Below are 12,604 nucleotides of genomic sequence, written 5' to 3'. Positions count from 1 at the left end.
ACTACATCCAACGACGAACGTGGCGACAATATTGTTGCCACGCTTGTGGAAATAACTCACTTAAAATTTTCTCTTCACGTACTATCGTATAGCGATCAGTAATAAAATAAAACGCAATTGCAGCCCCCAAAAATCCCCAATTACCAAAAATAAAAAACAACCCAATACTAATATCTAAAAAACCGAGATACATAGGATTGCGACTTATTTTATATGGGCCACTTGTCACTAATTGTCGAGGTGTGTGATTGGGATTAGGAGACGTTTTTTGTTTAATAAAAAATGAGAGGCAGTAAAAAAGCCAAATTCCAGAAGTCGTAATGGTAAGCAAACCAAGGTAAAAAAAGAAGCCCATTTTGATAGAGCCAGAGTGAAGTTCAAAACCAATAAATGGAATTAGGTTAAGTAGTAACCAATAAATAAAAGGTAATCGCAAGAAATTCATTTACTCCCCCTAAAATAACACTTATTTTTTTGTTAAGTCCATCTGGTTATAAATCATCTCAGTGTTGAAAATATTTTTCTTTTGTCATTATACTGTCATAAAGCTTCGCTAATTTTCACTCTAACTCCATGATGGGGAATATGAATGACAGAAGCAATGGAAATATCTCATTACTCACAGAAAACCGGCAACAACCGTTCATTGATGTTTAATGTTCAGGATTGTGACCGGTTTTTTTGTTTTCCGCGACTAAACAGAGTCTGAAGGGGACTCATCGGTAAGTGAATGAAATACAAACAGAGATGTCGATGACTTTTTGAAGACTAACAAGGGTAAATACCACTATGAGTAGACAAAAAGCAGCAACACGTTTACGCCGAGAAAATAAACGCACTTCACGTAAAGAACAACGTAATGGGGCATACCGAGATAATGTTATGGTTTTACCGGGATTTGGAGATATTGATACTATTGGTATGGCGAGAGAAAAACGTGATGAACGTGTGTTATCTCCTCGCAATGAAGTGCAACGCCAATATATGAATGCAATAAAACATCAGAATCTTATTTTTGCCACAGGGGAAGCCGGCTGCGGTAAAACGTTCCTTAGTGCTGCAATGGCTGCTGATGCTTTAATTAATAAAGAAATAGAACGTATCATTGTTACTCGACCTGTGTTGCAGGCTGATGAAGATCTCGGCTTCTTACCTGGTGATATTGCTGAAAAGTTTGCACCCTATTTTCGTCCTGTTTACGACGTATTAGTTAAACGTTTAGGTGCGTCATTTTTACAATATTGTCTACGGCCTGAAATCGGTAAAGTCGAAATTGCGCCTTTTGCTTATATGCGAGGTCGTACTTTTGAAAATGCATTTGTTATTTTAGATGAAGCACAGAATGTTACGGTAAATCAAATGAAGTTATTTCTAACCAGAATGGGCGAAAATGTCACTGTTGTGGTTAATGGTGATATTACACAGTGTGATTTACCTGCTAGCGTATCTTCTGGATTAGCGGATGCACTTATTCGATTTGAGGCGAATAATCGAGTGGGGGTGATTAAATTTATGCAAGAAGATTGTGTACGCTCTACATTATGCCAGCATGTATTAGCTGCTTATAATAATTAAATAGAACAGAAGAGTTTTTATATAGAGCGATAAAGGCCACATTAATATGTGGCCTTTATCATTATTTTTAGATTTTGTTTTTATCTATTTTTTATTAATGAAGGAATAATTAATTCAAATAAATAATTCCAATGATGTTTTTCTAGTATCTTTTTCCGATTTATCATTAATAAATTAACTGTTATTGTTTTTATATTTATTGTTTTTTGAGTTTATAATATATTAATTGAGTGATGAAATGAAAATTCAATTTTTTATATGTAAGTAAAGAGTGGTTGTTAATTATATTTGACTTAAATCACAATTTTTAAAAAATAAAAATTTTTATTTGTTGAGTTTTTAAAGTATGGCTAATATCAAATTGACTAGGGTATCCTTTCACACCTTTAGTTAATGATGGCAATAATAGAATCTTATTTTTGCTAATTAAATATTTATCTATTCTGGAGTTATATATGTTTAAAAATAAACTCCCACTGTCATTATTATCAGTGGCTATATTGTCGTCGTCGGCATTTGCTGCAACAAATAGCGCTGGGGGAATAATTTCTTTCTCTGGTGCTATTAGTGATACCACTTGTACTATTAATGGAGGAAATAGTGCGGACTTTTCTATTCTATTAGATCCTATTACCGTAACGGATGCAGGAACAACAGCAAATACTGTTATTGCCAAAAATCAAAAAGAGTTTGCTTTGACATTCTCTGATTGCGCTCCAGCATCTACACCAAGTGGCAGTAATTTAAAGATACATTTCTCATCTGCAAATACTATTTCAACAAGTGGATTATATTTAGTTAATGATACTGCAAATGAAAATGATCCATTAGTTGCAAAGAATGTTGGCTTTAGTTTATCAACACCTGCTGCGCCAACAGTTGCTATACCTCTAAATGCAACTTTTGATACAGGTATTAAAGGCGATAAAACGGCGCCAGATTCAGATACTCTACGCTTAATTGCCAGTTACTATAAAACAAATGCAACCGCAGCTAAAACAGGACCCGTACACTCTAACGTTATTTATACAGTATCTTATTTATAATATAAAAAGCCAGACTCATGGGTCTGGCTTTTTTGGGTGCTTATAATGAAAAAATTAATATTACTTTTAATTATCTTGATATTACCTTCGGCTGTATTAGCAAACATTATTATTAATGGTACCCGCGTTCTTTACTATGAAGGTGTTGATAGTGTTAATATCGAATTGACAAATAATGGTGATTTAGCTTCTTTGGTACAAAGTTGGATAGATGATGGAAATATAAATTCAACGCCTGAAGATGCGAATTCTCCTTTTTATTTATATCCGCCGATTGTAAAAATTGCAGGAAGGCAAGGGCAAACATTAAGAATAAAAAATTCCGATAAGATACCATCGGAAAATCTTGAAAAAGTATATTATTTAAATGTATTAGATATTCCAGAAAATGTGGAAGCATTAAAAGGAAAGAGTTATCTTCAATTAGCAATGAAAACAAGAATTAAAGTTTTTTATCGCCCTAAAGGACTTACTGATAACCCAGAGACTGTTAATGAAAAAATCACTTACCAATTAAATGGTAATAAAGTTCTAGTAAAAAATAACTCACAGTATCATTTCACAATAGCATCTATTTCTACACAAGAAACACCTCGTATTACGCTTGTTGATTCTGAAATGATCCCACCGTTATCTTCTCGTGAGTTACCATTAATTAATACATTAAAAAGTAATTCCGTTGTTGTTATTTATGTTGATGATTTTGGTGTTTATAAATCACAGAATATTAAACTCTAATCGAGATAACATCGTGAATAATCCAAGATATCTCTCAATCCTTATTTTTTTAGGAATACAACATTACACTCAGAATCTGTACGCAGAGGGATTTGATACCTCTTTGCTTGTTGGGAATTCAAAGAATGGAGATATTTCACGATTTTATATTGACGATAAAATTCCTGAAGGAAAACAACTTGTTGATGTTTATGTTAATCAAGAATGGAAAGGGCAATTTGAAATAAATGTAACGGGTGAACATGCAGAGATTAGTTTTGAGCCAGTAGATGTAAATAAATTGGGCTTAAATTTATCTTTATCCGCAAAACAAAAACTGGCGCAACAAAAGACAATATTATCAAATGAATTGGCAAAAGGGGTAACATCGGTATTAGATATAAACAAATTAAGACTTGATATTAATGCTCCCCAAATTTCGGTGAAAAAATCAGAAGTTGGGTATGTTGATCCGAGTTATTGGCAACAAGGTATTTCTGCCCTGATTTTGTCTTATAATTTAAATTACTATAACTATAAAGAAAAAAAAGGAAGTAAAAGTAATAACGAAAATTTTTTTGCCAATATTCATTCAGGTATTAATTTAGGTGCGTGGCAGTTTAGAGATGAGTCTAACTACTCTTATTATTCTCATGGTAACAGCCAATGGAAAAACAATACACGCTATGTTTATAAGGCGTTTAGTCAGATAACTTCGGGATTAACAATTGGTGATTTTTATACGCCAGCAACACTTTTTACTAGCATTTCATTTAGAGGAGCATCGTTGGCAACAGAAATGGGAATGCTACCTAACTCAAGTCAAGGTTTTGCTCCTATTATTCGAGGTGTTGCACAAACAAACGCATTAGTTAGTGTTTATCAAAATGAAAATCTAGTTTTTCAAGAAAATGTACCTCCGGGCGAGTTTTCTTTTCGAGATATTCAACCCACAGCCGGTGGTGGTGATCTATTAGTGGTTGTTCAAGAAGCAGATGGTAGAAGAGAGTCATTTACGGTGCCATTTTCAGCCGTGCCCGACATGCTAAAAGAAGGTGTATATCGCTATAACGTGATATTGGGGGAGTCACGGATTAATAATACTGATTACCGACCTAAATTTGCACAAGGTGAGTTTCATTATGGCTTAAGTAACCTTGTTACACTTTATGCTGGAGGCATTGCCAGTGAAGATTATTACTCTGCGTTGATAGGTAGTGGTTGGAATTTTAGATTTGGGGCAATCTCAGCAGATATAACACATGCAAGCGCAGATTTACAGTCGGGTAAAAAAACCGGACAAAGCTTTCGTCTCGCTTATAGTAAATATATGGATGCAACATTAACCAATTTAACATTGGCTGCTTATCGTTATTCTACTCGTGATTATTATAGCTTTGTAGATTCAATTTATGCCCATGATAACTATAAAGCTTGGAAAGATTATCAAAATAATATTGTTCAACAACAAAATAATAATGCAATATCTGATCTTGATTTATCAACGTTTGATGCACTACGAGGTTCTAGAGCAAAAAATACGTTTACTATAAATCTTAATCAATATTTGGGTGGGCAGCGTGGTGTTGTTTTTCTTTCAGGGACACATCGAAACTATTGGAATACGGATGAGAGTAATCGCGAGTATCAGTTAGGCTATTCAAATAATTATAAAGATATTGCATATAATCTTTCTGTCTCAAAGTTAAGAAATTACGATAATAAAGAAGAGACTCGTTATTATTTTAATATTAGTGTGCCGATTTCATTTTTTGATAAAAGAGCCAATATTAATACTTCAATTTATGCGGCTGATTCACGTTACCAGCAATCTACAATTAGTATGAGTGGAACAGCAGGTAAAGATGATCTAGTTAATTATACTTTAACAGGTTCAAATCAAACAGGTGGAAATAATTTAGTCGGCGCAAATGTCAGTTATCGTCATCCATATAGCACATTATCGGCATCTTATACGGAAGCAAATAATTATCGCCAGGGAGGATTAGGTGCTCGAGGAACAGTTGTTGCCGTACCTAATCATATTGTTTTTTCAGGTAATACAGGGAATACCTATACTCTTATCGAAGCACCTATGGCCAATAATATGATGGTTAATGGAAATAAAGCCACATTAACTAATAATCAAGGGATAGTATTAGTGCCTAATAGTATCCCTTATCGTACAAATAATTATACTTTAACAAATACAGAAATGCCTTCAAATGCCGAGCTTGTTGGAAATACAACTCAGGTTGCTCCGTATTTAGGCGCAGTTAATTACCTCACATTAACAACGGATAAACGTAAGACATTTATTATTAAAGCATCTTTAGAAAATAATGAAAGTTTACCTTTCGGTACAGAAGTTTTAAATAGTAAAAAAGAGAGTATTGGTTATGTCGGACAATCAAGTGTGCTTTATTTAAAAAGTGATGAGTTACCTTCTTCACTCTTTATAAAATTAAATAAAGCTGAAAAGATGGAATGTGTAGTGGAGCATTTAATAAATACGATGGATAAAAATAGTAATATTTGTCGATAAAGGAAAGCGCTATGAAATCACCAGCTTTTATATTTATAATTTTATTAGGTGCGATAAGCCAACAGGCAATTGCTAATTGTAAACCTGAGGAAACTATTACGGCACCCAATATTAACTTTGATTTATCTACAGATTTAAATGCAACTTCAACAACTGTAACAAAAACGAGTAGAACAATATTTCCGGGTACCTTTAAATGTAATGCAAGAGGGGTATTATTTCCTAATACTGTGGGTATTGCCTCACCTTTTAATGATGGTCGAACGGGAACAATTGGTTTTAATGGTGGGAAACAGTTTGTCTCTATTACATTAACAGCATTAGAAAAAGATAATGTAACGAATATTTCAGCGGGAACACACCCTGCATCAGATTTAGATACTAATTTCACCTTAAAATTTACGCTATTGAGTAGTAAACCCTCGACCAATTATAAAGAGGTGAGTGGAAGTACAGCTATTGTTAATCCTGTTATTTTAGCGTCAGATGCATCGAATGTTGGATTAGTTCAGTGGTTACTTAATATTGTTATTAAACTTGTACAATTCTTATTAACGTGGCAATGGCCAGTTGATCAAAATGATATTTTTTTACAACCAATGCTAATTACTTATAATCCTGTCATGACAACCTGTAATTTTTCTAATGCGGGTTTAGTTGTTTCATTGCCATTAATCAGTGTAAAAGATGCAAAAACGGTAGATAAAGCAGGATACACGCCTTTTACATTAAATTTTACGTGCCAAGACTTTTTAAGTGGTTCAAAAGCGTCTAGAAATATTAAGATGTTTTTATCAAGCCAAAGTTTATTGGCGACAGACAAAACTATATTAACTAATACAACAGCGCAAGGTGCTGGGGGGATCGGATTGCGTGTAGTAAAAAGCGATAATATCAATAGCCCCGTTATTTTTTCTGACAATATTAATTCTCAAGGCAGTGCGACCAGTATTTTCAGTGTTAATCAAGGTAACAACTTATCCTCTGCATTTTCGATAAATATGGGGGCTTATTATTATCCTTATAGTATTAATTCAGTTACTCAAGGGAAAATAACAAGTACTGCCACATTAGTGATGTCTTATGACTAAAGAGTGTATCTAATGAAAAAAATAATAAATGTTAGTTTTATTTTATTATTTATGCTTATAACATCCATAGCAAAGGCAAGTGTGGTACTTGAGCGTACACGTCTAATTTTTCCCATGGACAAATCAACACTATCATTGCAAATTTTTAATCACAGTGAACAGCCAACATTAGTTCAATCTTGGATAGATGATGGTGATATTTCATCAACGCCTGAGACGACAACAGCACCTTTTATTGTAATTCCTCCTATAATGAAAGTTTCAGCTAATGGGGGAGCACAATTAAAAATACAACAATTAGAAAATAAATTGCCTCAAGATAGAGAGTCTATTTTTTATCTTAATGTGCTTGATATTCCACCTAAACCTGACAGTAGCGAAAATGCAAATACGTTACAATTAGCATTACAAACTCGCATTAAGCTTTTCTATCGCCCTAAACAACTCGAATTAACGAGTAGCACTATTTTTAAACAGATTGAGATTATAAAGAAACAGCAGAATTTAGAGATTAATAATCCTTCAGCTTATTTTTTTACGATTTCAAAAATGTATACACAAGAGAATATAGAGCAATCTTTAATTCAGACCACCATGATAGCACCTTTCTCAAAACAGGAAGTCGAATATAAAGGGCGAATTGATACTAACCAAGTTATTACAGTTATCTATATAGATGATGATGGAAATTATCAGCAAGATAAGAAGAATATACATTAGTTATATTTTTATAATAAAAAAGACTGCATATTACTGAAGGAGTTAATATGCAGCCCGTACAGCCAACGCTTAGTCTTTAATTTATCACTTAGCTTACGTCTTCGTTATCCATCACATGGTGACGTTCAGCGTGATAGCCTTCTTCGTCATAACCAAAACGCCAATAAGGAATAGCATAAATTAAGCTACGATCGAAACCGTTATCACGGCGAATATGACGTCTTAATGCACGAATGATTTTGTCTTCACCAGCAATCCAAAATGCCACATCTTCAGTTGGTAATTTCCACGACGTAAATTCATTAATCAAGTTTTGAGTTTGTTCTTCAACAGAGCCGATTAACCAGATTATCTCTAAGCCATTAGGACGTTTAATTTCTTGGCGATGCGCTTCGTCCTCTACTCGTATAATGACTTTCCCTTGAACATTAGGTTGCATGGTTTCTATCAAAGCCATTAAAGCAGGTAAAGAACTTGGATCAGCTGCCATGTAGTAATGTGATGCTGGCGCTAATAAAGGATCAGGTCCACCCGGATTAGTGATCCCAATATAGTCTCCTTGCTTAGCATTTAGTGCAAAATGAATAGCAGGGCCAGCATCGTCATGTATTGCAAATTCAATATCTAACTCTTTTTGTTCAGGTCGAATAGCACGAACACTGTAAGTACGTACAATCGATCTTGGTTCACCTTCAGGCCATGTAGGGCCTTTCTCAGAAAAGCCTGGCACTGTTGGTTTAACTTGGCCTTCTAAAGGTAGGAATATTTTTAAATGTGCCCCCGCAGTATCTGCGGGATAAGTATCTAAATCATCACTCGTAAAGGTGATACAACGCATTCCTGGTGTAACATCAGTAATACGCTTTACTTGAACTAGGCGAGGAGGAGCGGGTTTATAAATATTTTTTTCTTGAGATATTTTTGGGTTACTCACTTTTTTTACCTGACTCATTTAATTTTTTTATTGACGTAGATATTATCATTTTCAATTAATAATGATAGTCATTATCAGTATTAATGTCTATTTAGTAAAGGAATGTGTATTTTTTATTTATATAGTGTGATTAGGTTCAAATTAAAAATAAAAACATAATAATCAATATGATAAGTATGATTGGGTAACGTTGGGGCTTTAGTTAAAAAAGTCAGAGATCAATAAAAATACGAAAATACAATGTGGGATTAGATGGGCTGGTGTTATTTTCTTTAAAGCAAGGATGTTTTCAGATAGTTGTAATAATGGTAGGAAAATCAATTAATACAGTGAGTATACTTGATCTAGTTACACTCACTGTATTGTCATATTCATTCAGTAATAGATTAAGCTTTAGGATCTGGGCCGAATCTGTTGTCACCTTTAGTACCTTCAAGGCACATAAAGACGAAAACAATTAATCCACCAACAGCAGGAATAAATGCAAGTAAGAACATCCAACCTGATTTATCTTGGTCGTGGAAGCGACGAATAGTCACTGCAAGGCTAGGGATAATAATAGCTAAAGAGTAAATACCTAAAATGATACCAACAATTGAACCTAATCCACTCATTTCACCCGTATTCATGTCTATTGATGAAATCACAATAGCATATAGGATGGTAATAATAATGGTATTTACTAGAGTAAACATCCAATATTCTTTTCTGCGAGCACGTCCTGAAAAGTTAGCATAATTATTTTTAATGACTTCCAAATACCAATTCATGATTTCATCCTTAATTTAGTAGCAACAATGAGTAAGCCTAGTGTAAGTGATCTTTCTTAGCAATTAAGATAAATCTAAATTATCAAAATATGTATTTTGAACAGACATCATCCATTATCCATCCTTTTTAATAGGGAGTGGATTTAATTCTTGAATTAATCATATGGCATATCTAAATGACACATTTGGTGTGTCTTTATAAAATAATACAGATATGAACCTGCTAGGCGGCGATATCATAATTACTTTGGAAACTTAATTCAACATTCATTCCAGCTTATTTCTAGAGGAGATAGTTTTTTACAGGATTGTTTATATCTTTATTTATCGAAATAAACACATAAAAAAGATTTTATCTCTTATTATTAATCAAAAATGATGTATTTAAAGTGATTTTATCAAGGAGTTTGATTTAAATTTAGTTAATTATGGATAAATAAAAATATTTGCTTTTGTGTTTTATGTTTATAACAAAGCAATTTATATAAAATTAGTTACTAAAAGAGTATTTAATAAGAATAGGTTAAGTTTTAATGACATTAAAGAGTCGTTCACTATCTTAAATAAAGATAAAAGGGCTGAAGATAACTCCAGCCCTTTCTTTACTTTTATTTTATAGTTTATCGTATTCGGTGTTAATTATCTTGCTGTATATACTTTACCTTTACTTGACTTTCATTCCGGCTAACGTCATTAAAAACCGAAAGAAGGAAGAAACAGCGAATAAGGCTAAAACACTACAAAACCAAATAGTAATTAACCATCCCCATTTTTTTAATAATGAGGGTTTACTTTGTATTTGTGGATCAGTGATAACCTTCTTCATAATTTGTTTTTCCTCTGAAAACGTAATAACTCCAGAATGTGTAAACGAGAATAATAGGAATGATAAACAGTGCACCAACTAGCATAAATCCTTGGCTTTCTGGTGGAGCCGATGCGTCTACAAAACTAATTGCAGGTGGAATAATGTTAGGCCAAATGCTTATCCCTAACCCGGAAAAACCCAAGAAAATTAAAGCTAGCGCACCAAAAAAAGGCAGGTAATGTCCTTGTTTTTTCACTGAACGCAAAATTAACCAAGTACTGTACAACACTAAAACAGGAACGGGTAAAAAGAAGAACAGGTTTGGTAATGTGAACCAACGTTCTGCAATTGAAGGTTGTGCTAATGGTGTCCATACACTGACGGTTGCAATAACGGCAAGCATCATGAGAGTAAGAGAGGAAGCAACCTTATATAGATTTTGTTGTAGATGGCCTTCAGTTTTCATAATCAGCCAGCCACATCCTAATAATGAATAGGCAATAATTAGCCCAAACCCACAAAAGAGTGGAAAAGGAGATAACCAATCAAAATAGCTACCCGCAAAGGCGCGGTTAATAACCGGTAAACCTTGAACAACGCTACCAACAACAACACCTTGCATAAAGGTGGCTAAGATAGAGCCAAAGATAAATGATTTATCCCAAAACCCTTTATGATTGTTATCAGCTTTAAAACGAAATTCAAAAGCGACACCACGGAAAATTAGTGCAACAAGCATTAATGTTAAAGGCATTGCTAAAGCATCAAGAATAACTGCATAAGCTAATGGGAAGGCGCCAAATAAAGCTGCACCGCCTAGAACTAACCATGTTTCGTTACCATCCCATACAGGGGCAACGGTATTCATCATTAAGTCACGATCTTGGTCACTTTTAATAAATGGATAAAGCATACCGATGCCAAGATCGAAACCATCCATCACGATATACATTAGCGTACTAAATACGATAATGATGAACCAAATAACTGGTAAATCAATTCCCATGATGAACCTCCGGTGTACCTTTGCGGATCAGTTTTAACATATAGGCATATCCAATACCGAATACAGAGCTATAAACGACCAAGAAGATCAGCAAGCTTATACTCATATGCATTTCACCATGTGCAGATACGGCATCTCTTGTCCGTTGTATGCCATAAACAACCCAAGGTTGACGTCCTACTTCTGTTGTAAACCAACCGGCAAGAATAGCGATAAGTCCTGAAGGCGCCATTAAAAACGTTAAGCGTAAGAAAGTTTTAGATTCATAAAGTTTCTTTTTATATCGTAGCCAAGTTCCCCAAACACCGATGAAAATCATTAATATGCCAAGGCCAACCATAATGCGGAAAGACCAGAAAACGATAAGTGAGTTAGGTCGATCTTCTTTAGGAAACTCTTTTAATGCTGGAACTTGTTTGTCTAAGCTATGAGTTAAGATCATGCTACCAAGATAAGGAATTTCTATCTTATATTTTGTTTCTTCGGCATCCATATCAGGTATACCAAAGAGAATTAATGGTGTTGCTTCTCCTCGTTTATTTTCCCAATGACCTTCAATCGCGGCTATTTTCGCGGGTTGATGTTTTAACGTATTTAACCCATGGACATCGCCAATGAGAGCTTGAATAGGCGCTAAAATTAAAATCATCCATAAAGACATTGAAAGCATCTTTTTCATGGCTGATGTTTTATGGCCTTTGAGTAGATGCCATGAGGCAGATGCAGCAATAAAGAAGGCGGAAGCAAGGAAAGCTGCGACCCCCATATGAGCAAGGCGATAAGGGAACGATGGATTGAAAATAACAGCTATCCAATCTATTGGAACAACTTGGTTATTTATAATTTCAAATCCTTGTGGTGTTTGCATCCAGCTATTTGAAGCCAAGATCCAAAACGTAGACATTAATGTACCTAATGCCACCATACAGGTTGCAAAAAAATGAAGTTTTTCACCAACTTTATTCCAGCCAAACAACATCACACCTAAGAAACCGGCTTCTAAAAAGAAAGCGGTAAGCACTTCATAAGTGAGTAGAGGGCCTGTAATTGAGCCCGCAAAATCAGAGAAAAAACTCCAGTTGGTTCCAAATTGATAGGCCATGACTAAACCAGATACAACGCCCATCGCAAAGTTAACTGCGAATATTTTTGACCAAAAATGAAATAGCGCTAAATAATCCTTATTGCGCGTTTTTAACCATAAACCTTCCAATACAGCTAAAAAACTAGCCAGTCCGATAGTAATTGCGGGGAAGATAATATGGAAAGAAACGGTGAACGCAAACTGGATACGCGCCAAATCAAAGGCACTTAATCCAAGCATAAAAAACCTCGTTTTATTGATATAAAAATGTAAATTGCAGGTAAATCGTGTGGATTAGTAGACCATAT

General features: G+C 34.4%; 12 protein-coding genes. 6 read left to right on the top strand and 6 right to left on the bottom strand.

The window, feature by feature from the left end; genetic code table 11:
- Position 1: 1 nt before the first annotated feature.
- Entirely contained in the window at positions 2-445 is a 444-nt protein-coding gene (locus tag DK858_RS12170; RefSeq protein ID WP_109397637.1) for a methyltransferase family protein, read from the bottom strand.
- A gap of 344 nt (positions 446-789) precedes the next feature.
- Here DK858_RS12170 and phoH point away from each other — a divergent pair, with 344 nt between their 5' ends.
- From phoH to DK858_RS12140, 6 genes are all read left to right on the top strand, one after another.
- Positions 790-1,575, top strand: a complete 786-nt coding sequence (gene phoH, locus DK858_RS12165; protein WP_109397636.1) for a phosphate starvation-inducible protein PhoH — start codon at positions 790-792, stop codon at positions 1,573-1,575.
- 455 nt (positions 1,576-2,030) lie between these two features.
- Positions 2,031-2,621, top strand: a complete 591-nt coding sequence (locus DK858_RS12160; protein WP_072064062.1) for a fimbrial protein — start codon at positions 2,031-2,033, stop codon at positions 2,619-2,621.
- Positions 2,622-2,666: 45 nt separating this feature from the next.
- Positions 2,667-3,359, top strand: coding sequence for a fimbrial biogenesis chaperone (locus DK858_RS12155; protein ID WP_109397635.1), 693 nt, complete (start codon positions 2,667-2,669; stop codon positions 3,357-3,359).
- Positions 3,360-3,372: 13 nt separating this feature from the next.
- The gene (locus DK858_RS12150) at positions 3,373-5,883 is read left to right on the top strand and encodes a fimbria/pilus outer membrane usher protein (RefSeq protein WP_228407303.1); all 2,511 of its coding nucleotides are present in this window, start codon (positions 3,373-3,375) and stop codon (positions 5,881-5,883) included.
- Positions 5,884-5,894: 11 nt separating this feature from the next.
- Positions 5,895-6,974 (top strand): fimbrial protein, encoded by a 1,080-nt coding sequence (locus tag DK858_RS12145; RefSeq protein WP_109397633.1) that lies wholly within the window; start codon positions 5,895-5,897, stop codon positions 6,972-6,974.
- A 12-nt stretch (positions 6,975-6,986) separates the two neighbouring features.
- The gene (locus tag DK858_RS12140) at positions 6,987-7,694 is read left to right on the top strand and encodes a fimbrial biogenesis chaperone (RefSeq protein ID WP_109397632.1); all 708 of its coding nucleotides are present in this window, start codon (positions 6,987-6,989) and stop codon (positions 7,692-7,694) included.
- 88 nt (positions 7,695-7,782) lie between these two features.
- On the opposite strand, the gene DK858_RS12135 is transcribed toward DK858_RS12140, so the two are convergent.
- The 5 genes from DK858_RS12135 to DK858_RS12115 all read right to left on the bottom strand — a co-directional run bounded on the left by DK858_RS12135 (position 7,783) and on the right by DK858_RS12115 (position 12,536).
- Positions 7,783-8,646 carry a siderophore-interacting protein gene (locus tag DK858_RS12135; protein WP_109397631.1) on the bottom strand — a complete coding sequence of 288 codons (864 nt, stop codon included), beginning with the start codon at positions 8,644-8,646 and terminating at the stop codon, positions 7,783-7,785.
- A gap of 368 nt (positions 8,647-9,014) precedes the next feature.
- Positions 9,015-9,398: a DUF805 domain-containing protein gene (locus DK858_RS12130; RefSeq protein WP_006536506.1), complete on the bottom strand. Its 384-nt coding sequence runs from the start codon at positions 9,396-9,398 to the stop codon at positions 9,015-9,017.
- 664 nt (positions 9,399-10,062) lie between these two features.
- Positions 10,063-10,224, bottom strand: a complete 162-nt coding sequence (locus DK858_RS12125; RefSeq protein ID WP_109397630.1) for a DUF2474 domain-containing protein — start codon at positions 10,222-10,224, stop codon at positions 10,063-10,065.
- Positions 10,205-11,212: a cytochrome d ubiquinol oxidase subunit II gene (gene cydB / locus DK858_RS12120; RefSeq protein ID WP_109397629.1), complete on the bottom strand. Its 1,008-nt coding sequence runs from the start codon at positions 11,210-11,212 to the stop codon at positions 10,205-10,207. Before cydB ends, DK858_RS12125 begins: the two co-directional genes overlap by 20 nt.
- Positions 11,202-12,536: a cytochrome ubiquinol oxidase subunit I gene (locus tag DK858_RS12115; RefSeq protein WP_109397628.1), complete on the bottom strand. Its 1,335-nt coding sequence runs from the start codon at positions 12,534-12,536 to the stop codon at positions 11,202-11,204. The genes cydB and DK858_RS12115 overlap by 11 nt, the downstream gene beginning before the upstream one ends.
- Between the last annotated feature and the right edge of the window lie 68 nt (positions 12,537-12,604).

It is taken from the genome of Proteus faecis (assembly GCF_003144395.1).
In the GTDB taxonomy this organism is placed as follows: Bacteria; Pseudomonadota; Gammaproteobacteria; order Enterobacterales; family Enterobacteriaceae; genus Proteus; species Proteus faecis.
Note: the sequence above shows the minus strand (reverse complement) of the source record. Positions and strands in the feature narration are given on the sequence as shown.